Source organism: Streptomyces sp. NPDC039480, assembly GCF_055597165.1.
Genome location: NZ_JBVITX010000002.1, coordinates 801356 through 826990, shown reverse-complemented (window position 1 = coordinate 826990; position 25635 = coordinate 801356). Strand labels below are relative to the sequence as shown.

At 72.1% G+C, this 25635-nt stretch carries 8 protein-coding genes; 1 reads left to right on the top strand and 7 read right to left on the bottom strand.

What is annotated here, in order from left to right:
• Window positions 1–78 precede the first annotated feature (78 nt).
• The 6 genes from ACZ56E_RS09750 to ACZ56E_RS09725 form a co-directional block, all read right to left on the bottom strand.
• Window positions 79–20217, bottom strand: coding sequence for an SDR family NAD(P)-dependent oxidoreductase (locus ACZ56E_RS09750; RefSeq protein WP_471212792.1), 20139 nt, complete (start codon window positions 20215–20217; stop codon window positions 79–81).
• A gap of 191 nt (window positions 20218–20408) precedes the next feature.
• Window positions 20409–21041 carry a response regulator transcription factor gene (locus ACZ56E_RS09745; RefSeq protein WP_471212790.1) on the bottom strand — a complete coding sequence of 211 codons (633 nt, stop codon included), beginning with the start codon at window positions 21039–21041 and terminating at the stop codon, window positions 20409–20411.
• A gap of 117 nt (window positions 21042–21158) precedes the next feature.
• A complete protein-coding gene (locus ACZ56E_RS09740; protein WP_223828508.1) occupies window positions 21159–21377 on the bottom strand; it encodes a ferredoxin in 219 nt (72 codons plus the stop codon).
• Between the two features lie 4 nt (window positions 21378–21381).
• Complete coding sequence (locus ACZ56E_RS09735) at window positions 21382–22608, bottom strand: cytochrome P450 (protein WP_471212788.1); 1227 nt, start codon at window positions 22606–22608, stop codon at window positions 21382–21384.
• Between the two features lie 144 nt (window positions 22609–22752).
• Complete coding sequence (locus tag ACZ56E_RS09730) at window positions 22753–23520, bottom strand: thioesterase II family protein (RefSeq protein WP_471212785.1); 768 nt, start codon at window positions 23518–23520, stop codon at window positions 22753–22755.
• A 53-nt stretch (window positions 23521–23573) separates the two neighbouring features.
• Window positions 23574–24509, bottom strand: coding sequence for an oxidoreductase (locus ACZ56E_RS09725; RefSeq protein ID WP_471212779.1), 936 nt, complete (start codon window positions 24507–24509; stop codon window positions 23574–23576).
• Window positions 24510–24595: 86 nt separating this feature from the next.
• On the opposite strand from ACZ56E_RS09725, the gene ACZ56E_RS09720 reads away from it, so the two are divergent.
• The gene (locus tag ACZ56E_RS09720) at window positions 24596–25225 is read left to right on the top strand and encodes an acyl-CoA-like ligand-binding transcription factor (RefSeq protein WP_471212778.1); all 630 of its coding nucleotides are present in this window, start codon (window positions 24596–24598) and stop codon (window positions 25223–25225) included.
• Window positions 25226–25275: 50 nt separating this feature from the next.
• Here ACZ56E_RS09720 and ACZ56E_RS09715 read toward each other — a convergent pair whose 3' ends face one another.
• Window positions 25276–25590 (bottom strand): HGxxPAAW family protein, encoded by a 315-nt coding sequence (locus ACZ56E_RS09715; RefSeq protein WP_471212775.1) that lies wholly within the window; start codon window positions 25588–25590, stop codon window positions 25276–25278.
• Window positions 25591–25635 lie beyond the last annotated feature (45 nt).

Here is a 25635-nt window from a genome sequence, read left to right as displayed (position 1 = left end):
CCTCGTGTGGCGTGCAGTTCCTGCGAGACCGCCTTGAGGTATTGGAGCAGTTCGTTCTCGGTGGGCATGAACTCACTCTCAACTCTGGTCGGTGGCGTACGTGTCGGGGTCGGCGTGGCCCGTGATGGAGATGCCGAGGTTGTTGGTGACGAAGTCGAGGACTTCCGCCGCCGTGGCGGCCGCCAGGTCCGCGGCGGGGGCGGCGGGTGCCGGTTCGTCGTCGGCCGGGACGGGGTGTCCGTGCGCCGGCGGTTCGGTCAGGCAGCGGACGGTCTCGGCGAGGGCGGCGCGCTGGCCGCCGGTGAGCCGCAGCTCGTTCAGCCGGGCGCCGATCCTGGCGAGGTCGGCCATGATCCCTTCGTAGCCGGGCTGCTGTTCGGCGGCCGGTACCGGTGCGGGTGTCGGGGCCGGGGCGGGGGTGAGCCTCGTGGCGAGGTGGTCGACGAGGGCGCGCGGGCTCGGGTGGTCGAACACCGCGGTCGCGCTGAGCTTCACACCGACCCGGTTGGTGATCTTGTTGCGGAGCTCCACGGCGGTCAGCGAGTCGAACCCGAGGTCGCGGAACGCCCCGTCGGCGGAGATGCCGCGCGGATCGCCGTGCCCGAGCACCTGGGCGACGTCCGCCAGGACGAGGTCGAGCAGGAGGGCGGTGCGCTGTTCGGCCGGGAGGCCGCGCAGCTTGCTCTCCAGCGACTCGACGGGCGCCGCCGACGTGCCCGACGTACTCGCCGCGCTCGCCGCGCTCGCCGCGGTCCGGCGCCGCTGTGCGGGTACCAGGTCCCGGAGCAGCGGCGGCACGGCGTCGGCCGTCCGCAGCGCGGCGCTGTCGACGCGTACCGGAACGAGGTGCGGGGTGGCCGCGGTGAGCGCCACGTCGAAGGCGGCGAGGCCCTCCTCGGTGGTCGTGGGCAGCAGCCCGGTGCGGGCGATCCTGCCGAGGTCGGCGGCGCCGAGACCGGCCGTCATCGAGCTGGTCTCCTGCCACAGGCCCCAGGCGACGGAGACCTCCGGGGCGCCCGCCGCGTGCCTGCGGGCGGCGTACGCGTCCAGGTAGGCGTTGGCGGCGGCGTAGTTGGCCTGCCCCGCCGAGCCGAGGACTCCGGCGACCGAGGAGAACACCACGAAGGCGGCGAGGTCCGCGTCCGCGGTCGCCTCGTGCAGGGCCCGTACGGCGTCCGCCTTCGGGCGCAGCACGGTGGCGAGGCGTTCCGGGGTGAGGGACGCGAGGACCCCGTCGTCCAGGACGCCCGCGGTGTGCACCACCGCTGTCAGCGGGCGCTCCGCCGGGATGCCGGCGAGCGCCGCGGCGAGCTGCTCGCGGTCGGCCACGTCGCAGGCCACGGAACGGATCCGGAGCCCGTCCTCGCGTACGTCCACGGTGTCGAGGACGTCGAGGAGTTCGTTGGGGGCGTCGCTGCCGCTGCGGCTGAGCAGCAGGACGTCGCGTACGCCGTGTTCGGCGACCAGGCGGCGCAGGACGAGCCGGCCGAGGGTGCCGCTCGCGCCGGTGACGACGACCGTGCCTGCGGGGTCGATGGGGCGGGGGACGGTCAGGACGGCGCGGCCGTGCGTCGCGGTCTCCGTGGTGAGACGGCGGAACGCCTCGGGGGCCGAACGGATGTCGTACGCCGTGAACGGCAGCGCGTGCAGGGCGCCCGAGTCGAACAGCCCGGAGAGTACGGAGAGTTCGGAGGGCGCGGAGGGTGTGGAGGCTTCGGCGGGGGTCGCCTGTTGCCGTCCGACGTCCGGGACGGTGGCCGCGGCGCGTGCGTCGGCGGTGACGTACCGGCCTTCGGCGGTGAGCAGCAGGGCCGCCGACACCTCGGCGCCGGTGCTGCGGTGCGGGTCGAGGACGAGGTCGAGGCCGGCCGGGACGCGCTGTGCGATGTCGCCGGGCTCGGGTCCGGTGAGGTGGGTGCCGTCGAGGCCGAGACCGAGGCCGCGCAGGGTGTCGTGGTCGGCCGGCGGTGCGGCCGCGTACACCTCGGCGCCCAGGTGCCGGGCGATCCGTATGGCGGCGATGCCGACGGGGTCCGCGGCCGCGTGGATCAGTACCCGCTGCCCGGCCCGGAGTCCGCCCTCGTTGACGAGCGCGTGCCAGGCGGCGAGGTACGGGGTCGCCGCCGCCGCTGCCTCGGCGAAGGTCAGGGCCTTCGGCAGGGGGGCGACGGAGCGGTGGTCGGTGACGGCGGTCCGGGCGGCGGCGCCGCCCTCGGGGAAGACGCCCCAGACACGGTCGCCCACGGCCGGTGCCGTGACCTCCGCACCGACCTCGGTCACGACTCCGGCGCCTTCGATGCCGGGGGTGCGGTCGCCGTCGGCCAGGTCGTCGGCGCTGATGCCGACGGCGCGGATCGCGATCCGGATCTCGTGGGGGGCGAGGGGGGTGGTGGGGGCGAGGGGGACGAGGGCGAGGTGGGCGACGTCCTTGGGTGCGGTGCCCTCGGGGGCAGTGCCCGCGGGACTGGCGCCCACGGGGTTGGTGCCCTCGGGGTTGGCGCCCTCGGGGTCGGTGCCCTCGGGGTTAGCGCCCGCGGGACCGGCGCCCACGGCGCTGGCGCCCTTGGGAGCAGTGCCCGCAGGGCTGGCGCCCACGGGGTCGGTGCCCTCCGGGGCGGTGCCCCCACCCATCGTCTCCAGGCGCCACTCGGACGCATCGTCCGGCAGGGCGAGCAAGTCAGGAGCGGTGCGGCTCAGCCGGGGCACGTACGCCTGTCCGTCGCGCCACGCGATCTCGGGTTCGCCGGTGGCGACGGCCGCCGCGACGGCGTCGGCGGAACGGGCGGTGCTGACGTCGACGTCGACGAGCAGCAGACGCCCGGGGTGTTCGGCCCGAGCGGCCCGGATCAGACCCCATACGGCGGCGGTCGCCGGGTCGGGGCGGCCCATCATGTCGCCCCGGGTGACCACGGCGAGCCGTTCTTCGCCGCCGTCCGTGGCAGAGCCAGACATACCGGTCGCATCAGATGTCTCAGACATCTCCGATGTCTCCGCGAGGAAGCGCTGTACGCGGACGAGCACCTCGGAGAGCCGGGCATGTACGTCGTCGTCACCGCCGGGCCCGACCTCCGTGACCGTGACGCCGGGCACGAGGGCCCCGGCGGTCTCCGGGACGGACACCGGGCGCCAGCGCAGGTGGAGTCCGCTGTCACCGGCGGACGCCGTGTCCGCGGACATCGGCCGCAGCAGCAGCGCGTCCACGGTGACCACGGGCTGCCCCGCGGTGTCGACGGCCGTCAGGGAGACGGCACCGTCGGCGGTGGCGGTGAGCCGGACCCGTACCGCACCGGCCCCGGACGCGTGCAGGGTGACGCCCGTCCAGGAGAACGGGAGCAGCGGCCGCGGCCCGTCGGCGCCGGGCAGTGCCGGCACACCGAGCGTGACGGCGTGCAGGGCGGCGTCGAGGAGCGCGGGGTGGATGCCGAACGCGCCGGTCTGCGCGGGCAGTTCGGCCTCGGCGTAGAGGGCGTCGGCCGTACGCCATGCGGTGCGCAGGCCCTGGAAGACGGGCCCGTAGCCGTAGCCACGCGCGGCCAGGTCGGCGTAGAGGCCGTCGACGGGTATGCGGTCGGCGTCGGCGGGCACCGACTCCCCCATGTCGCCGGGGTGCGCGGGCGTGTCAGTCAGGGTGCCCGTCGCGTGCTGGACCTGCGGCTCGGTGCCGGAGGCCGGGGCGGCCGAGGAGTGGACGGCGACCGTACGGCGGCCTGTCGCGTCCGGGGCGCCGACGACCACCTGGAGGTAGACGGCGGCGTCGGCGGGCAGCGGCAGGGGTGCCTGGAGGGTCAGTTCCTCGACGACGGGGCAGCCCGTCTCGGCGCCGGCGTGCAGGACCAGGTCGAGGAAGGCGGTGCCGGGCAGGATGACCGTGCCGCCGATCGCGTGGTCGGCGAGCCACGGGTGGGCGCCGGGCAGGATGCGCCCGGTGAGCACCGTCTGTCCGTCGGGCAGGTGGACGGTGGCGCCGAGCAGCGGGTGCCGGGTGCCGGTGAGGCCGGCGGCCCGGATGCCGACGGTGGACGCGGAGGCGTCCTGCCAGTAGCGCTGCCCCTGGAAGGCGTAGCCGGGCAGTTCGGTGGGGCGGCCGCCCGGCAGCATCCGGTGCCACTGCACCGGCGTGCCGGTCACGTACGTCTCGGCGAGGGCCCGGGCCAGGGCCAGGGGCTCGTCCTGGCCGGACTTGAGGGTGGCCACGGCGACGTACCCGTCGTCCTCGAGGCAGTCGTCGAGCGTGGCGTGCGCCATCGGGGTCACGGCGGCGTCGGCGCCGACCTCCAGGAAGGCGCGGACGCCGTGCTCGGCGAGGGCGCGCACGCCGTCGGCGAAGCGGACGGCACCGCGGACGTGCTCCACCCAGTACTGGGGGGTGCACAGGCGCTCGGTGTCGACGGGGCCGCCGGTGACGTTCGAGATCAGGGGTATCCGCGGCACGTTGAAGGACAGCCCCGAGAGCACCTCGGCGAACTCGTCGAGCATGGCGTCCATGTGGTGCGAGTGGAACGCGTGCGAGACCGCGAGGCGGTGCACGCGGTGCCCCGCGGCCCGGAAGTGGTCGGCGACGCGGAGTGCGGCGGCCTCGTCGCCGGAGACGACGACGGACTGCGGGCCGTTGACGGCGGCGATCCCGACGGCGTCGGTCAGGCCCGCCTCCACGATGTAGCCGCGGGTCTCTTCCTCGTCCGCCGCGACGGCCACCATCGCCCCGCCCTTCGGCAGGGCCTGCATGAGGCGTCCGCGAGTCGCGACGAGGGCGCACGCGTCGGACAGTGATAGGACGTCCGCCGCGTAGGCCGCGGTGATCTCGCCGAGGGAGTGCCCCATCACGTGGCCGGGGGCCACCCCCCAGTCCCTGAGCAGTTCGAGGAGGCCGACCTCGAGTGCGAACAGGCCGGTCTGGGTGTACATGCTCTGCTGCAGCAGCGGGGCGAGCGGGGAGTCCTCGGGCGCGAACACGACGTCCCGCAGGGGGTGTTCGGCGTATCCGTCGAGGTGTGCGTCGACCGCGGCGCACACGGCGTCGAAGGCCTCGGCGAAGACGGGGTACCGCCCGTACAGCTCCTGTCCCATGCCGGCGCGCTGGGAGCCCTGCCCGGAGAAGACCAGGGCGAGCCCGCCCGCCCCGACGGCCGGGACGGCGCCGGTGACGGCGGCGGGGGCCTCCTCGCCGCGGGCGACGGCGGCGAGTGCCTCGGTCAGGCCCTCGCGTCCGGTGCCCAGGACGACGGCCCGGTGGTCCATCAGCGCACGGCCGGTGGCCAGGGTGTGGCCGACGTCGCGCGGGTCGACGGCGGTGTCCTCGGCGAGGTGGCCGAGCAGCCGCGCCGCCTGCCGCCGCAGCCCGTCGGCGGTCCTGGCCGAGAGGGGCCAGGGGATCATGGGGGTGCCCTCGGGCGCCGGGGCGTTCTCAGGCGCCGCTTCAGGTGCCGTCTGAGGGGCCGCTTCCGGTGCCGTCTCAGGGGCGTTCTCAGGCACCGCTGCAGGCGCCGCTTCGAGGATCACGTGCGCGTTCGTCCCGCTGATACCGAAGGACGACACCGCAGAGCGACGCGGACGCTCCAGCTCCGGCCACTCCTGCTCGGACGCCAGCACGCTCACCGCACCGGACTCCCAGTCGACGTGACGGGACGGCGTGTCGGCGTGGAGGGTGCGCGGCATGACGCCGTGCCGCATGGCCTGCACCATCTTGATGATGCCCGCGACACCAGCCGCCGCCTGCGTGTGACCGATGTTGGACTTCACGGAGCCGAGCCACAACGGCCGCTCCGCGTCCCGCCCTTGGCCATACGTGGCAAGCAGCGCCTGCGCCTCGATCGGGTCGCCCAGCGACGTACCCGTACCGTGCGCCTCCACCACATCCACATCCGCCGACGACAACCGCGCACTGGCCAGCGCGTCACGGATGACACGCTGCTGCGAGGGCCCGTTGGGGGCGGTCATGCCGTTGCTGCCGCCGTCCTGGTTCACCGCGGAACCTCGTACGACCGCGTGGACGTGATGCCCGTGGCGCCGCGCCTCGGAGAGCCGCTCGACGACCAACAGGCCCACACCCTCGGCCCATCCCGCACCATCGGCATCATCGGAGAACGCCTTGCAGCGGCCGTCCACGGACATCGCCCGCTGCCGCGAGAACTCCACGAACGTCGTGGGCGTCGACATCACCGTCACGCCACCAGCCAGAGCCAGCGAGCACTCACCGTTCCTGATCGCCTGCACCGCGAGATGCAGGGCCACCAGCGACGACGAGCAGGCCGTGTCGATGGTCATCGCCGGGCCTTCGAGGCCCAGTTGGTACGAGATGCGGCCCGACGCCACGCTGGAGGCGCTGCCCAGCATGCGGAAGCCGTCCATGCCTTCGACGGGCTCGTGCAGCGGCGGACCGTACTCCATCGGCATCAGTCCGGTGAAGACGCCGGTCCTGCTGCCGCGCAGGGAGTCCGGGGCGATGCCGGTCCGCTCCAGCGCCTCCCACGCGGTCTCCAGGAGGAGCCGCTGCTGCGGGTCCATCGCGGCTGCCTCGCGGGGGCTGATCCCGAAGAACTCGGGCTCGAACACGGCGGCGTCGTGCAGGAAGCCACCGCGTCGGGTGTACGTCTTGCCGGCCCGGTCGGGGTCGGGGTCGTACAGGTCGGCGATGTCCCAGCCGCGGTCGTCGGGGAAGTCGGTGATCGCGTCGACCCCGTCGAGGGTCGCCTGCCACAGCTCCTGCGGCGACCTGATCCCACCCGGGAAACGGCAGGCCATCCCGACGATCACGATCGGGTCGTCATCCGTGGTGGCTCCCCCGGCCGCCAGGACCGGCGCGACCGGAGTCGCGTCGTCCGCCCCTCCGACCTCCTCCTGGAGGAAACCGACCAGCGCGGTCGGCGTCGGGTAGTCGAAGACGAGAGTCGACGGCAGCTTGAGGCCCGTCACCGTCTGGAGCCGCTGCCGCAGTTCCAGGCCGGTGAGCGAGTCGAGGCCCAGTTCGCGGAAGGCGCGGTCCGCCTCGACGGAGGAACCCGAACCGAGACCGAGGACCAACGCCACCTGACTGCGCACGAGTTCGAGCAGCATGTCCTGCCGCTCGCCTTCCTCCAGCGCCGCCGTCTCGGCGACCCACGACGAGGCCTGGCCGGCCCCGACGGCGGCCGCGGCGCGACGCGCGGGAGCACGGACGAGCGACTTGAACACCGCGGGCAGCCGGTCCTGCGCCGCCTGGTTGCGCAGCGCGGGCAGGTCCAGGCGGGCCGGGAACAGGGTGGCACGGTCGGCGGCGAGGGCCGCGTCGAGCAGGGCGAGGCCCTGTGCGGGGGACATCGGGGTGAGCCCGCCCCGGGTGAGCCGGGCGATGTCGGTCTCGTCGAGGTGCGCGGTCATGGCGCTGTCGCCGCCGGCCCACAGGCCCCAGGCCAGCGAGGTCGCCGCGAGCCCTTCGGCACGGCGGGCGAGGGCGAGCGCGTCCAAGTAAGTGTTGGCAGCAGCGTAGTTGGCCTGCCCTGCCGTGCCCATCACGCCGGCGGCGGACGAGAACAGCACGAACGCGTCGAGGTCGGCGTCCCGCGTCAGCTCGTCGAGGTGGCGGGCTCCGTCGACCTTCGGCCGCATGACGGTGTCGATGCGGGCGGGGGTCAGGGCGGTGACGATGCCGTCGTCCAGTACGCCCGCCGCGTGGATCACGGCGGTGAGCGGGTGGCCGTCGGGGATGTCCGCCAGGGCGGCCGCGAGGCCTTCCCGGTCGGAGACGTCGCAGGCCGCGAAGGTCACGGCCGCACCGGCCTCCGTCAGCTCGGCGGCCAGCTCCTCCGACCCTTCGGCGCCGCGACGGCTGACGAGCAGCAGATGACGTACGCCGTACTCAGCCACGACATGCCGGGCGACGAGCCGGCCGAGGGAGCCGCCGGCACCGGTGATCAGGACCGTGCCGTTCGGGTTCCACTGGGGGGTGGTGGGCGCGGTGCCGGAATCGGCCTCGGCACTGACAGCCATCAGTCGCGGAGCACTCAACTGGCGATTGCTCCATGCGAGTTGCGGCTCGCCGGAAGCGAGTGCGGCGAGCAACGCCGACTGCGTCTCGCTGCCGACGGGCGCGTCCTCCGTGGCCACGTCGACGACCACGATCCGCCCCGGGTGCTCGGTCTGCGCCGAGCGCAGCAGGCCCCACACGGCCGCGGTGGCCGGGTCGGGCAGCGTCCCCGCGACGCCGCCACGGGTGACGACGGCGAGCCGGGCCCCCTCGTCGTCGGCCGATGCGGCGAGGAAGTCCTGGACCGTCTCCAGTACGCCGGCCACGCTCGTCCGGACGTCCCCGCCGGGCTCGACGTGGGTGACGACGACATCGGCCGGAAGCCCGCCACCGGAAACACCGGGAGCACCAGCCGTACCGGAACCCGTCGCCGGTACGGGCACATCGACCCACCGCACCTCGAACAAAGGGTCCCCGACCGAGACCGCCGCACCCAGCTGCTCCCGCGACATCTTCTGCAACCGCAGCTCATCCACCGACACCACCGGCAGACCCGCACCATCGAACGCCGCCAACCGCACAGCACCATCGGCACCCCGCGACAACCGCACCCGCAACGCCGAAGCGCCCACCGAATGCAGCCGCACCCCACTCCACGAGAACGGCACCCACAGGTCGCCCGAGGGGAGCGGATGCAGGGCCGCATCGAGGAGCGCCGGGTGAATCCCGAACTCGTCGCTGTCCACGGGCAACTGGACCTCGGCGAACAGGTCGTCGCCGTCGCGCCACAGTGCGCTCAGTCCCTGGAACACGGGCCCGTAGCCGTAGCCGAGGTCGGCCAGCGTCTCGTAGGCGTCCGCGACGTCCACGCGCTCGGCACCGGCCGGCGGCCACTGCCCCTCCAGCCGCTCCTCCGACCCGACGGAACCGGTGTCCGCGAGCACTCCGACGGCGTGCCGCACCCAGTCCGCTCCCCCGGTCGCTCCGGCGTCGGCGTCCTGGACCTGGGAGTGCACGGTGACGGTCCGGCGACCGGCGCCGTCCGGCGCCCCCACCGACACCTGCACCGACACCTGGGCGTCCTCGGCCAGTACGAGCGGCCGCTCCAGCGTCAACTCCTCGATGGCACCGCAGCCGACCTCGTCGGCGGCGCGGAGCGTCATCTCGATGAAGGCGGTACCCGGGAGGAGGACGGTGCCGAAGACACCGTGGTCGTCGAGCCACGGGTGCGTGGCACGGGACAGCCGCCCGGTGAGGACCACCTCGTCACCACCGGCGATCCGGACGGCGGCGCCGAGCAGCGGGTGCCCGGCAGGATGCAGCCCGAGCCCGGCCGCGTCCACCACGGACCGCCCGGCGGGCAGCCAGTGACGACGCCGCTGGAAGGCGTACGTAGGCAGCTCGACGAGCCGACCACCCGCCACCCACGGCGACCAGTCGACATCAACGCCCGCGACGAACACCTCGGCCAGACTCTGCGCGACCCGAGCCGAACCACCCTCGTTCCGCCGCAGCGTGCCGACCGCAGTCACACCCGCGACGCCATCGCCTTCAGCGGCCTGCGTCACGGCCCCCACAAGCACGGGGTGCGGACTCGACTCGACGAAGACACGGTGACCGGACTCCAGGAGCTGATGCAGAGCCGCATCGAAACGGACGGTCTGACGCAGATTGGTGAACCAGTACTCCGCGTCCATCACCGCCGTGTCGATCACATCACCCGTCACGGTGGAGAACAGCGGGACCTGACCGCTGCGGGGCTCGATGGCCGCCAGTACGTCCAGCAGCTCATCGCGCAAGTCCTCGACCTGCGGCGAATGCGAGGCGTAATCCACCGCGATCCGCCGCACCTGGACCCCATCGGCCTCACAGGCGGCCATGAACGCATCCAGCTCGTCGGGCGAACCCGACACGACTACTTGCTCAGGCCCGTTGACGACAGCCACCTGCAAGCCCGCGGTCAAACGGCCCACAACCTGCGCCTCCGGCGCCAAGACGGACACCATTCCGCCCTTGCCCGCCAGCCGCACGATCGCCCGCGACCGCAGGGCGACAACCCGAGCCGCGTCGCTCAACGACAGAGCACCGGCCACACACGCGGCAGCGATCTCGCCCTGTGAATGCCCCACCACCGCGGCAGGCCGCACCCCCAGCGAACGCCACAACTCCGCCAGCGACACCATCACCGCAAACAACACCGGCTGCACCACATCGACCCGACGCAGCAGCTCCTCATCCCCCTCCCGCACCACATCCAGGAGAGACCAGCCGTCCACAAACGGCTCCAACGCCGCACCACACTCCGCCATCCGCGACGCGAACACCGGCGAGAACTCCAACAGCTCCCGAGCCATGCCCACCCACTGCGAGCCCTGCCCCGGGAACACGAACACCGCACCACCCGAAGCATTCGCCCCGGCACGCCCGGACACCACACCCGAAGCCTCACGCCCGGCCGCCAACTCACTCAAAGCAGCGGTTAGTTCACCTACATCACTGCCGAGCACAACCGCCCGGTGCTCCAACACCGCACGTCCGGCTGCCAACGTGTGACCCACATCCCGCAGGCCCAGCAGCGGCAGCTCACCCTCACCGAGCCGAGCCACCAACCGCCCCGCCTGCTCCGCCAGCGCCCCCTCACTCCGCGCCGACAACACCCACGGCACCACCGAAGCAGGCGCCTCAACCACAGGCACAGGCACGTCGTCCTCAGGCGCCGCTTCGAGGATCACGTGCGCATTCGTGCCGCCGATACCGAAGGACGACACCCCGGAGCGGCGCGGCCGGTCGAGCTCAGGCCACTCCTGGTTCTCGGTGAGCAGCCTGACCTGCCCGGCCTCCCAGTCGACGTGGTGGGAGGGCGGGTCGGCGTGGAGGGTGCGCGGCATGACGCCGTGCCGCATGGCCTGCACCATCTTGATGATGCCCGCGACACCGGCCGCCGCCTGCGTGTGACCGATGTTCGACTTCACCGACCCCAGCCACAACGGCCGCTCCGCGTCCCGCCCTTGACCGTACGTGGCAAGCAGGGCCTGCGCCTCGATGGGATCGCCGAGTGCGGTGCCTGTGCCGTGCGCCTCGACGGCGTCGACGTCGGCCGTGGTCAGCCGTGCGCCGGCCAGCGCATCGCGGATGACACGCTGCTGCGAGGGGCCGTTGGGGGCGGTCAGGCCATTGCTGCCGCCGTCCTGGTTCACCGCGCTGCCCCGCACCACCGCGAGCACCTGATGCCCGAGCCGCCGCGCCTCCGAAAGCCGCTCGACGACCAAAAGGCCCACACCCTCGGCCCAGCCCGCACCATCGGCGTCGTCCGAGAACGCCTTGCAGCGGCCGTCCACCGACATCGCCCGCTGCCGCGAGAACTCCACGAACGTCGTGGGCGTCGACATCACCGTCACGCCACCAGCCAGAGCCAGCGAGCACTCACCGTTCCTGATCGCCTGCACCGCAAGATGCAGGGCCACCAGCGACGACGAGCAGGCCGTGTCGACCGTCATCGCCGGACCCTCAAGGCCCAGCTGGTACGAGATACGGCCCGAGGCCACACCACCGCTGTTGCCGGTGATCATCAGGCCTTCGACGTCCTCGGTCGCCTCGCCGAGCCAGGTCCCGTAGTCGTGGTACATGAGCCCGGTGAAGACACCGGTCCTGCTGCCACGCAGGGAGTCCGGGTCGATGCCGGTCCGCTCCAGGGCCTCCCACGCCGTCTCCAGGAGGAGCCGCTGCTGCGGGTCCATCGCCGAGGCCTCACGCGGACTGATCCCGAAGAACTCCGCGTCGAAGTCCCCGGCACCGGCCAGGAACCCGCCCCGGCGGGAGTAGCTCGTGCCGATGTGGCCCGGGTCCGGGTCGAAGAGGTTCGCCAGGTCCCAGTCGCGGTCCTCGGGGAAGTCGGTGATCGCGTCGACCCCGTCGAGAGTCGCCTGCCACAAGTCCTGTGGCGACCTGATCCCGCCCGGGAAACGGCAGGCCATGCCCACGATCACGATCGGGTCGTCGTCCGTGGTGACTGCCCCGGCCGTCAGGACCGGCGCGACCGGAGCCGCGTCCGCCCCTCCAACCTCCTCCTGGAGGTAACCGACCAGTGCGGTCGGCGTCGGGTAGTCGAAGACGAGCGTCGACGGCAGCCGCAGCCCCGTCGCCGTCTGGAGCCGCTGACGCAGCTCAAGGCCCGTCAGCGAGTCGAAGCCCAGATCACGGAAGGCGCGGTCCGCCTCCACCGACGCGCCCGAGCCGAGCCCGAGCACCAACGACACCTGGGCACGCACGAGTTCGAGCAGCGCCTCCCGCCGCTCGCCTTCCTCCAGCGCCGCCATTCCGGCGGCCCAGGACGAGGCCTCCTCCGCGGTGGGCGCGACGGCCCGGCGTACGGGCGCACGTACCACCGACTTGAACACCGCGGGCAGCCGGCCCTGCGCCGCCTGGTTGCGCAGCGCGGGCATGTCGAAGCGGGCCGGGACGATGGTCGCCCGGTCGGCCGCCAGAGCGGCGTCGAACAGGGCGAGGCCCTGGGACATCGACATGGACCCGAGGCCACTGCGGGAGAGCCGGGCGATGTCGGCCTCGTCGAGGTGCGCGGTCATCGCACTGTCGCCGGCCCACAGGCCCCAGGCCAGCGAGGTCGCCGCGAGCCCTTCGGCACGGCGGGCGAGGGCGAGAGCGTCCAAGTAGGCGTTGGCGGCAGCGTAGTTGGCCTGCCCTGCCGTGCCCATCACACCGGCGGCGGACGAGAACAGCACGAACGCGTCGAGGCCTGCCTCCCGCGTCAGCTCGTCCAGGAGCCTGGCTCCCTCGGCCTTCGGGCGCATGACGGTGTCGACCCGCTCGGCGGTCAGCGCGGTGACGATGCCGTCGTCCAGTACACCCGCCGCGTGGATCACGGCGGCCAGCGGATGGTCAGCCGAAACGCCCGCCAGGGCGGCCGCGAGGCCTTCCCGGTCGGCGACATCGCAGGCCGCGAAGGTCACGGTCGCGCCGGCCTCAGCCAGCTCGGCGGCCAGCTCCTCCGACCCTTCGGCACCGCGACGGCTGACGAGCAGCAGATGACGTACGCCGTACTCGGCCACGAGGTGCCGGGCGAAGAGCTGCCCCAGCGCGCCGCTCGCTCCCGTGATCAGGACCGTGCCGTCCGGCCCCCACGCCGGCGCGGTCCCTGCCTCCTCCTCGGAGACAGTCATCACCCGAGGGGCGACCACGCGGCCACCGTCGAGGGCGAGTTGCGGCTCTCCGCTGGCCAGCGCCGCCGCGACAACTGTCTCCGTGCCCGTGCCCGTGCCCGTGTCCATGCCCTCGGGCACGTCGACGACCACGATCCGCCCTGGCTGCTCGGCCTGCGCCGAACGCAGCAGGCCCCACACGGCGGCCGTCGCCGGGTCCGGCGTGTCCGTCATCCCGCCACTCGTGATCACGACAAGGCGGTCTTCCTCCGCCGACTCGGCCAGGAAGCGCTGAACCGTCTCCAGCACCTCCACGACCCGCGCCCCGGCATCCCCACCGGGCTCGACGTGGGCGACGACGACATCGGTCGGAAGCCCCCCACCGGAAGCACCGGCAACACCGGAAGCGCCGGAAACCGTCGACGGTACGGGTACGTCAACCCACCGCACCTCGAACAACGGGTCCCCGACCCCGACCGCCGCACCCAACTGCTCCCGCGACATCTTCTGCAACCGCAGCTCGTCCACCGAAACCACCGGCAGACCCGCACCATCGAACGCCGCCAACCGCACAGCACCATCGGCACCCCGCGACAACCGCACCCGCAACGCCGACGCACCCGCCGAATGCAGCCGCACCCCACTCCACGAGAAGGGGACCACGATCTCCCCGGCGAGCAGCGGATGCAGCGCGGCATCCAGCAGCGCGGGGTGAACGCCGAACTCATCGGCCTCCGTCGGAAGCCGCACGTCGGCGAACAGGTCGTCCCCCACACGCCACAGTGCGCTCAGTCCCTGGAACACGGGCCCGTAGCCGTAGCCGAGGTCCGCAAGCGTCTCGTAGGCGTCCGCGACGTCCACGCGCTCGGCACCGGCCGGCGGCCACTGCCCCTCCAGCCGCTCGGCCCCGGCCGACACCTCGTCGGCCAGCGAGCCCACGGCATGCCGGATCCACTCCGCCCCCGAGCCCAGAGCGGCGTCGGCGTCCTGGACGCGCGAGTGCACGGAGATGGTCCGGCGCCCCGTCTGATCCGGGGCCCCGACCGACACCTGCACGGACGTCGACACGCCCCGCGACAGCACGAGCGGCCGCTCCAGCGTCAGCTCTTCGACGGCACCGCAGCCGACCTCGCTCCCGGCGTGCAGCGCCAGCTCGACGAAGGCGGTACCGGGCAGGATGACGGTGCCGTAGACGGCGTGGTCCTCCAACCACGGGTACGTGTTCAGCGACAGCTGACCCGTGAGGACGAGGCCTTCCTGCGGCGCGAGAGCAACGGCGGCGCCGAGCAGCGGGTGCCCGGCGGGCCGCAGCCCGAGCCCGGCCGCGTCCACGACAGACCGCCCCGCAGGCAGCCAGTGCCGACGCCGCTGGAAGGCATACGTCGGCAGCTCGACGAGCCGACCACCCACCACCCACGGCGACCAGGACACATCAACACCCGCGACGAACACCTCGGCCAGACTCTGCGCAACCCGAGCCGCACCACCCTCATTGCGCCGCAGCGTCCCCACCGCAGTCACACCCGCAACACCATCGCCCTCAGCGGCCTGCGACACAGCCCCCACAAGCACGGGGTGCGGACTCGACTCAACGAAGACACGGTGGCCGGCCTCCAGAAGCTGATGCAGAGCCGCATCAAAACGGACGGTCTGACGCAGATTGGTGAACCAGTACTCCGCATCCATGACCGCCGTATCGATCACATCACCCGTGACCGTCGAGAACAGCGGAACCTGACCACTACGCGGCTCAATCTCCCCCAGCACGTCCAGCAGCTCATCGCGCAGATCCTCGACCTGCGGCGAATGCGAGGCGTAATCCACCGCGATCCGCCGCACCTGAACCCCATCGGCCTCACACGCGGCCATGAACGCATCCAGCTCGCCGGGAGAACCCGACACCACCACCTGCTCAGGACCGTTGACCACAGCCACCTGCAAGCCCTCGGTCAACCGCCCCACAACCTGCGCCTCAGGCGCCAAGACGGACACCATTCCGCCCTTACCCGCCAGCCGCACAATCGCCCGCGACCGCAGCGCAACAACCCGAGCCGCATCACTCAACGACAAAGCACCCGCCACACAAGCCGCAGCGATCTCACCCTGCGAATGCCCCACCACCGCGGCAGGCCGCACCCCCAGCGAACGCCACAACTCCGCCAGCGACACCATCACCGCAAACAACACCGGCTGCACCACATCAACCCGACGCAGCAGCTCCTCATCGCCCCCGCGGACCACATCCAGGAGAGACCAGCCGTCCACGAACGGCTCAAGGGCCGCACCACACTCAGCCATCCGCGACGCGAACACGGGAGAGAACTCCAACAGCTCCCGAGCCATGCCCACCCACTGCGAGCCCTGCCCCGGGAACACAAACACCGCACCACCATCGGCGGCACCCGAGCCCGCACGGCCCGACACCACACCCGAAGCCTCACGCCCGGCCGCCAACTCACCGAGCGCAGCCGTCAGTTCATCCACATCACTACCGAGTACGACCGCCCGGTGCTCCAACACCGCACGCCCACTCGCCAACGTGAAGCCCACATCCCGCAGCCCCAGCAGCGGCAGCTCACCCTCACCGAGCCGAGCCACCAACCGCCCCGCCTGCTCCGCCAGCGCCGCCTCACTGCGCGCCGACAACACCCACGGCACCACCGAAGCGGGCCCCTCAACCACAGGCACAGGCACAGGAACCGACACGTCGTCCTCAGGCGCCGCCTCAAGGATCACGTGCGCATTCGTCCCGCTGATGCCGAAGGACGACACGGCGGAACGACGCGGACGCTCCAGCTCCGGCCACTCCTGCTCGGACGCCAGCACGCTCACCGCACCGGACTCCCAGTCGACGTGACGGGACGGCGTGGAGACGTTCAGGGAGCGCGGCATGACGCCGTTGCGCATCGCCTGCACCATCTTGATGACGCCCGCGACACCCGCGGCCGCCTGCGTGTGCCCGATGTTCGACTTCACCGACCCCAGCCACAACGGCCGCTCCGCGTCCCGCCCCTGGCCATACGTGGCAAGCAGCGCCTGCGCCTCGATCGGGTCGCCCAGCGACGTACCCGTACCGTGTGCCTCCACCACGTCCACATCCGCCGACGACAGCCGCGCACTGGCCAGCGCATCGCGGATGACGCGCTGCTGCGAGGGGCCGTTCGGGGCGGTGAGACCGTTGCTGCCGCCGTCCTGGTTGACCGCGCTGCCCCGCACCACCGCGAGGACCTGGTGCCCGAGCCGCCGCGCCTCCGAGAGGCGCTCGACGACCAGCATGCCCACGCCCTCGGCCCAGCCGGTGCCGTCCGCGTCGTCGGAGAACGGCTTGCAGCGGCCGTCGGCGGCGAGGCCGCGCTGGCGGGAGAACTCGACGAACATGCCCGGCGTCGACAGCACCGTCACGCCGCCCGCCAGCGCCAGCGAGCTCTCACCGCTCGCGACCGACCGCACCGCAAGGTGCAGCGCCACCAGCGACGACGAGCAAGCCGTGTCGACCGTCATCGCCGGACCCTCGAGGCCCAGCTGGTACGAGATGCGGCCCGACGCCACACTGGACGTGTTGCCGGTGAGCCGGAAGCCCTCGGTGCCGTCGGTCGGGGCGTCGAGATGCGGGCCGTACTCCATGTTCGTGGCACCGACGAAGACGCCGGTCCTGCTGCGGCGCAGGGAGTCCGGGTCGATGCCGGTCCGCTCCAGCGCCTCCCACGCGGTCTCCAGGAGGAGCCGCTGCTGAGGGTCCATCGCGGCGGCCTCGCGAGGGCTGATCCCGAAGAACTCCGCGTCGAAGTCCGCGGCAGCGGACAGGAATCCGCCGCGGCGCGTGTACGTCGTGCCGGGGTTGGCCGGGTCCGGGTCGTACAGGTTCGCCAGGTCCCAGCCGCGGTCCTCGGGGAAGTCGGACGTGGCGTCCACGCCCGCGGCGAGCGCCTCCCACAGCTGCTGCGGCGAGTCGATGCCGCCGGGCAGCCGACAGGCCATGCCGACGATCGCAACGGGGTCGTCGTCGGCCGCCGCCACCGGGCCGGCGGCCGCCGGGGTGTCCGCCGGGGCGTCGAGCGCGCCGACGATGCGTTCGTGCAGGTGGTCGGCGAGGTCGCGGAGCGTCGGATAGTCGAAGAGGATGCTCGCGGGCATCCGCAGTCCGGTCGCCGAGACGAGGCGGTTGCGCAGCTCGACGGAGAGGACCGAGTCCAGGCCGAGGTCGCGGAAGGTCGCGTCCGGGTCGACGGCCGCGGTGCCGGTGAGGCGCGCCATGTGGTCGGCGAGCCAGCGGACCAGGAAGCCGTCGGGCTCGCTGCGGATGCTGTCGCGCAGGGCGAGCGTCGCGGAGCTGAGGTGTTCCTCGGCCTCCTCGGCGGCGGGCCGCTCGTCGAGCCAGTGGCGGCGGCGCTGGAAGGCGTACGTGGGCAGGTCCACCGTCCGTGCCGGGCCGACGGCCGCCGCCCAGTCGACGGGGGTGCCCGCGGTCCAGGCCGCGGCGAGGCCGGTCAGGAGGGCCTGCGGTTCGGGGTGGTCGCGGTGCTGGAGCGCCACCGCGATCTCCGTCTCGGTCGTCGCGACGAGCGGGGTGAGCACGCTGCCCGGGCCGAGTTCGACGAAGCGGGTCACGCCCTGTGCGCGGCATTCGGCGAGCGCGTCGTGGAAGCGGACGGTGGCACTGAGGTGCCCGATCCAGTACTCCTCGGTGAGCGCGGCGCCGGTCCGTCCGGTGACGGTGGAGACGATGGGGACGGCAGGCTCGGAGACGTCGAGGCCGTGGATGCGGCGGGCGAACTCGTCCAGCATGGGGGCCATCAGCGGCGAGTGGGCGGCGTTCTTGACCCGCAGGCGGCTCGTGCGGTGGCCGCGGGCGGCGAGCGCCTCGGCGATCCGGGTGACCGACTCGTCGGCGCCGGAGAGCACCACGGCACGCGGGCCGTTGATGACGCCGACCGAGACGTCGTCGACGCCGTCGAGGGCGGCGAGCAGCTCGTCCTCGGTCGCCTCGACCGCGATCATGGCGCCGCCGGGCGGCAGTTGCTCCATGAGTTCACCGCGGGCGGCGACGAGGGCGGCGGCGTGGGCGAGCGGCAGGGCGCCGGAGACGTGGGCGGCGACGATCTCGCCGAAGGAGTGGCCGACCAGCAGGTCCGGGGTGACGCCCCACGAGGTGACGAGGCGGTACAGGGCGACCTGGAAGGCGAACAGGGCGGGCTGCATGTACCGCATGCCGTCGAGCGCGTCGGCGGCCGCGGCGTCATCGTCGCCGAGCAGCACCGCGCGCAGGTCGAGGCCGGGGACGAAGTGGTCGAGCACCTCGTCGAGGGCGGCGGCGAACACGGGGTACGTCTCGTACAGTTCACGCCCCATGCCGACGCGGTGGGAGCCGACGCCGGAGAACAGGAACGCGGTCCGGCCCGGCTCGGCGACGCCGGTCACGGCCTGTTCGTGGAGGCGCGCCAGGCCCGCCGTGAAGTCGTCACGGTCGTTGCCGACGACGACGGCACGGTGCTCGAAGGTGGAGCGTCCTGCGGCGAGCGTGTGGGCGATGTCGGCGGTGGCAGTGTCCGGGTGCTGCTCGATGTGGGTGAGCAGGCGTGCGGCCTGCGCGTCGAGGGCTTCGCCGGTGCGGGCCGACAGGACCCAGGGAAGGGGGCGGCCGGCGGTGGGGCGGGAGGTGTCGCCCTGGGCTTCGGCGGGGCGGGAGGTGTCTCCCTGGGCTTCGGCGGGTCGGGGGATGTCGCCCTGGGCTTCGGCGGGGCGGGAGGTGTCGCCCTGGGCCTCGGCGGGGCGGGGCGCGTCGTCGTGGGCTGCGGCGGGCTCGGGTGCCTCGGTCAGGACGACGTGGCAGTTGGTGCCGCCGATCCCGAACGAGCTGACGCCCGCGACGAGTTGCTCGTCGGGCGCGGGCCAGCCGTCCGACCGGGTCTGCACCACGAGGTTCAGGTCGTCCAGGGGGATCGCCGGGTTGGGCGCGGTGAAGTGCAGGCTGGCCGGCAGCCTGCGGTGGCGCAGGGACAGTGCGGCCTTCAGCAGGCCGACGATGCCCGCGGCGGCTTCCAGGTGCCCGATGTTCGTCTTGACCGAGCCGACGCGCAGCGGCTCCCGGCCCGTACCCCCGTCCGCCCCGCCGTCCGCACCGCCGCGCGCGATGACGTCGGCGACGGCCGCCGCCTCGACGGGGTCGCCGACCGGCGTGCCGGTGCCGTGGAGTTCGACGTACTGGACGGTGTCAGGGCTGATCCCGGCGTCGGCGTAGGCGCGGCGCAGCACGTCGCGCTGGCCGTCGGCGTCGGGGTCGGTGAGGCGTTCGCCGCCGCCGTCGTTGTTGACGGCGCTGCCCTCGATGACGCAGTAGACGCGGTCGCCGTCCGCCAGCGCGCGGTCGAGCGGCTTGAGGAGGACGACTCCCCCGCCCTCCCCGCGTACGAACCCGTCGGCGTTCTCGTCGAAGGTGGCGCAGCGGCCCTTCGCGGAGAGCGCGCCGAGGCCGGCGGTGGAGCGCATGCTCTCCGGCGACAGGATGAGGTTCACGCCGGCCGCGAAGGCGAGGTCGGCGTCGCCGCTGCGGATGCTCTCGCAGGCCAGGTGGACGGCGACGAGTGACGAGGCCTGTGCGGCGTCGACGGCGAGGCTGGGGCCGCGCAGGCCCAGGTGCCAGGAGACGCGGTTGGCGATGACGGCGCGGTGGCGGCCCGTGAAGTCGTGCGGTCCGCCGGGGCCCGGCGTCTCGCCGCGGGCGGCGAGGCCCGCGTAGTCGTCGGAGGAGACGCCGACGAAGACACCGGTACGGGAGCCGCGCAGCCGGTCGTCGCGGACCCCGGCGTCCTCCAAGGCCTCCCACACCAGTTCCAGCGCGAGGCGCTGCTGGGGGTCCATCGCGGCCGCCTCGTCGGGGGCGATGCCGAAGAAGGAGGCGTCGAAGGAGGCGACGTCGTCGAGGAAACCGCCGCGCCAGGACGGGCTGCCGGTGCCGCGCTCCCGCGGCCAGGGCGAGACGGCGTCGGTGCCCTCCATGAGGAGGCTCCACAGCTCCGCCGGAGTCGACGCCGAGGGCACCCGGCAGGAGGCCCCGATCACTGCGATGGCGGTGCCGCGGGCCTCGCCCGTCCTCTGCTCGTCTGACCTCGATGCCTTCATACGGCGAGTATCTGTTCGGGACCCGGGTAAGGACTTCGGCCAGAGGACGGTGCTCGTCGGCCGGGCTTAGGGGCAGGTACGGGCCCGGGAACCTGGACTTTCGGCCAGGTCCGTACCCCGTACGACGACGGGGGTGCCCGCACGGCCGAACCGTGCGGCCACCCCCGTCGTCGCGTGCGTGCGCGCCGTCCTCACATGGCGGGCGCCAGGGCGATCAGCTGCGCCCGGGAAGCCACATGGGCCTTGGCGAGCACATTGGAGACATGGAATTTGATCGTCTTCTCACTCAGGCCGAGCCGCCGGGCGATCTCTTTGTTCGCGAGCCCCCTGCGCACCAGTTGCAGCACCTCGGACTCGCGGGAGGTGAGCGGCGCATGTGTGGGCACCGCCGAGAGGTGGCGCGGTGCCATGGCCCGGGTGAGCTTGAGCAGCGCCCCGCTGAGGCCGGGCGACACGTAACCGGTGCCGTCGACCGCCTTGCGGACCGCCACGGCGAGGTCCTCCACGGGGTCGTAGCAGTGCACGAGCGCACCCACGTTCACCTGCGTGAGGCCGATCCAGCGGGTGGCCGAATCCGTGTCCCCGACGACGACGAGAGCGGCGTCGACGCCGGCGAGTTCCCTGGCATGGTCGAGGTGCAGTTGTCCGTCCAGCACCACGGCATCCGGATCACACAATTCCGCCGCGGAAAGGAGCTCCGAGAGCTCGGCGACCTCGGCGACGACGGACAGCGCGGGATCCTTTTCCAGTGATCTTCGGATCCCGAGACGCGCATAGGGATGCGGATCACAGATAATGATTCGTGCCTGATTTCCCCGGTTCAATTGGACGACCCCCCGTTGATCGAGCCCTCTTTTTCGTTGCGCATATTTCGCACACCGAAAAAGAACGCACCGGCCTATTCAGATTTTTTGAGCGAGGAACGGCGCGGACGCCGTGCCTCATGACGACGCAGGCACACGCTCCTCGATCTCGATCGCGCCCACCGGGCACATCTGCGCGGCCGTCTCGACGAGTTCGTAGAGGTCCTGGGGCGGTTCCGCGATCTGCAGCAGCACGAGCCCCTCCTTCTCGTCCTGGTCGAACACTTCCGACACCGTCGCCACGCAGTTGCCCGCGCCCGCGCACAGCTCCCTGTCCACCGTGATCCGCATCGTCATCACGTCACCACGTCACCGGCAGCTCGGCCACGCCGAACGTCACCGCCATCGGGCGCTGCGGGACATCGGCGAGGGTGAGTTCGGAGCGCAGCTTCGGGAAGCGGCGGGCCAGCTCGACGAGTGCCACGCGCAGCTCGGCGCGGGCCAGCGGCTGGCCGATGCACTGGTGGAGGCCGAAGCCGAACGCCATGTGGCGGTGCGCCTCGCGCCGCTGCGGGTCGAACAGGTCCGGGTCGGAGAAGACCGACTGGTCGCGGTTGGACATCGCGAGCATCGCGACGACGCCCTCACCCGCGCGGATCTGCTGCCCGCCGATCTCCGCGTCCTCCATGGCGAGCCGCGGAAGACCGGTGCGTACGACGGTGAGGTAGCGCAGCAGCTCCTCGACCATGCCCGGTGCCAGAGCCGGGTCCTCGCGCAGGGCTTCCAGGTGCTCGGGGTGCTGCAGGAGCACGAGCGCCGAGAGGCCGATCATGTTCGCGGTGGTCTCGTGGCCGGCCACCAGCAGGAGCATGGCCAGGCTGACGAGCTCGTCCTTGCGCAGCTCGCCGGTGTCCACGCGCTCCAGCGTGAGCCGGCTGAGGAGGTCCTCGCCGGGGTCCTTCCGCTTGGCGTCGACGAGGTCGCCGAGCAGGCCGGCCAGGGCGCCGAGGGCCTCCTCGACCTCCGCGGGACCCGAGTTCCTGTCCATGATCACGCGACTGTGGTCCTGGAAGAAGTCGTGGTCGGCGTACGGCACACCGAGCAGATGACAGATCGTCATCGACGGGACGGGGAGCGCGAACTCCGCCATCAGATCGGCGGGCGCACCGAGCTCCCGCATCCGGTCGAGCGCCTCGACGACCGTCTCCTCGATGAGCGGCTCGATCCGCCGAATGTTCTTGATCATGAATTCGGCGGTCAGCATCTTGCGGAACCGGCTGTGCGCGTCGCCGTCCATGAAGATGAAGAGGCCCGACGCGTCGTCCTGCTTCGGCGGGATCGGATTCAGCACCGGGAACCCGGGCTTGTACTGATCGGAGCTGAAGCCCGGGTGCCGCAGCAGCTGTCGTACGTCCTCGTGGCGCGTGACGAGCCACGCCCACCCCCCGAACGGAAGCCTGACCTTCCCCACGGGCCCTTCGAGCCGTTCCAGGTCCGATCCCGTCACCGGGATGAACGGATTGTCGTCCGGACCAATGAACGGGTATGCCGGCAGGCCGGCAATGTCTATCTCGGCCACGTCCCCCATGTTTTCCAACACCTCGCCAGACTCGTATCCGAAAGAGGATTCAGCCTAACAAGGCGGTTGGCTCAAACAAGTCGGTTTACGTGAATACATTTTGCCGTGATCAAGGTCACACCATAAACATAATTGAGCAGGAGCGCCGCTGGATTACGAAAATAGTCTCGCTAGAATCCCGCTGGAGACCGTTTCGGCGACACTTGACATCTGTTCCGTGAGATAGAAATGCCCGCCAGGACGGGTCGCCATTTCGAAGCCGCCCGCCGTGTGCTCGGCCCAGGCGCGCGCCTCATCCGGCGTGACTCGGCCATCGTCGGCGCCGACGATCACATGGATGGGCGCCGACAGCGGGGGACGGGGTACGTACCGGTAGGTTTCGGCCGCCTTGTAGTCGCTGCGGATCGCGGGCAGCGCCCTGCGCAGCAGCTCCTCGTCCTCGAAGACCCGGGCGTCGGTGCCGCTGAGCGACCGCAGTTCGTCGATCAGTCCGCGGTCGTCCCGCAGATGGATGGGCGACGGGTTGTCGCGCAGCCGGGACGGCGCGCGCCTGCCGGAGGCGAACAGTGCCAGCGGCGGTGAACCCGCGTCTTCCAGGCGTACGGCCAGTTCGTAGCCGACCATCGCGCCCATGCTGTGCCCGAAGAGCGCAAGCGGCCGGTCGGCCCACGGCAGCACCTCGCCGAGCAGCGCGTCGGCGAGACCGGTGACGGAGTCCACGCACGGCTCGTGCCAGCGGTCCTGCCGCCCCGGGTACTGCACCGTCAGTACGTCGACCTCCGGCCCGAACGCGCGGGCGAACGGAAGGTAGAACGAGGCGGAGCCGCCGGCGTGCGGCAGACACAGCAGCCTCGCGCGCGCCTCCTCGGCCGGCCGGTACCGGCGGATCCAGGGGCTGCTCCCGGCGGTCTTCACGGTCATCCTCGCTCGCCCTTCCCAGTCATGTCCGTCGTTCTCCGTCCGCCCTGTGCCGGTCAGGCGGCGGCGCGGAACGCGAAGCGCACGGAGGTGAGTTCCTCCGAGAGGTCCCACAGCTTGCGGCCGGTCTCCGCCTCCGAGGCCCGCGGCGCCAGCTCCACCGTCTTCGGCGCGCCGCGCAGTTCGCCCATTCCGTCGGGGCCGATGAACTGACCACCCGTCACGCCGGGGTCGGTCGCCGCGAACAGCGTGGGCAGCGCGCCCTGGGCGGGGGTCTGGGCGAGCGGCAGCAGCAGCCGTCCGAACAGGAACTTCACCATGCCCGCGGGTGAGCTGGTCTGCAGGTTGGTCGAGGTGTAGCCGGGGTGGGCGAGCAGGCTGCGCACCGGGCTGCCCGCCGCGGTCAGCTTCTGGTGGAGCTGCCAGCCGAACACGGCGTTCGCCAGCTTCGACTGGTTGTAGTAGCCCATCGGCGAGTACTTGCGCTCGCCGTTGATGTCGTCGAAGAACAGCTTGCCCTGACGGTGGTTGGGCGAGCTCACAGTCACGACGCGGGGGTCGTCCCCGGCCTCCAGGAGGTCGAGCAGCAGCCCGGTGAGCGCGAAGTGGCCGAGGTGGTTCGCGGCGAACTGCACCTCGTGGCCCTGGGGGCTGAGCAGCCGGTTCGGCGGCGCCATCAGGCCGGCGTTGTTGACCAGCACGTCCAGGCGCGCGTGATCCGCGTGCAGCTTGTCGGAGAAGGCGCGGACGGAGTCCAGGTCCGCCAGGTCGACCCGGCGCACCTCCAGGGCGGCGCCCGGGATCTCGGCGTTGAGCTGCTCGGCCGCGGCCCGGCCCTTGGCCTCGTCGCGCACGGCGAGGATCACGCGCGCGCCCTTGCGCGCCAAGGCCCGGGTGGTCGCGAGACCCAGGCCGCTGTTGGCCCCGGTGACGACGATGACTCGGTTGCTCTGGTCAGGGATCTGCTCGGCGGTCCAGCCACGATTACTCATACGACACAAGCTGCCTCACGTGACACTCAGTGTCAAGACTTGCTTTGAATGCCGTCACGTACTCTTGATGTCGCGCAGGGCACGAAATGTACACTGAGGCAGTGAGTACCCACCCGGAAGTGAGCCTGGCCCAACGCAAGCGCCAACTCGTCTCGGACGAGCTGACGTCGGCCGCGCTGCGGCTGCTGGCCCGGAGGGGGTTCGACGCGGTCACGGCCGACGAGATCGCGGCCGTCGCGGGGGTGTCCAAGCGGACCTTTTTCCGGTACTTCGCATCCAAAGAGGACGTGGTGATCCATCTGCTGGCCGACGTGGGCACCGACATGCGCGCGGAGCTGGCGTCCCGCCCGGCGGACGAACCGCCGTCGGTGGCGCTGCGCCACACCGTCTGGGTCTCCGTGAACGCCTGCGCGGGTCCGAGCCAACAGGCCCTGCGCATCACCCAGTTGATTTTCGAGAGCCCCGCCCTGCACGCCCGCTTCCTGGAACGCCAGGCGCAGTGGGGCGACGAACTCGCCGAGGAACTCGCCCACCGCCTCGGCCTGGACCCGCGGACGGACCTCTATCCGCAACTGGCGGCCCGTATCGCCCTGTCCGCGTTCGGGGCCGTCCTGCAGAGGTGGAGCAAGGGGGACGGGGCGGAGGACCCGGCCGCACTGACGGACCGGGTCTTCGCCGTCATCGCACCGGCGCTGGACGCGGTGCGCCGGAGGTAGGCGGACCGGGCCACCGGCGCACCCTCCGCACCGGCGTACCCTCCGCACCGTCAGGACGCTTCGGCGCCCCGGGCCGCCCGGCCGGCCAGTCGGCACCCGAAGCAGTCCGCGTGCCCGGCACGCGCGGAGAGGTCCCGCGCCGAGAATCCCCGCAGGTCGTGGCTGCGCGGCGTCGGCGGCTTGCCCCAGCCCGCCAGGTGCAGGACCCACGAGGCGAGCAGCGCCACCACCATGAGCGCTACGCCCAGCCAGATACCGGGACGCCAGCTGACGACACCCACCCCTGCGGACAAGGCCCCGACCATCGCGATGAGGGAGCCCGTCCACCCCGCGACAGTGTGGCCTTCGTCGTGGAGTCCACTCACGTTCCTGCCTCCTTCTGGTACACGCACACACGCCGTAAGATGCCT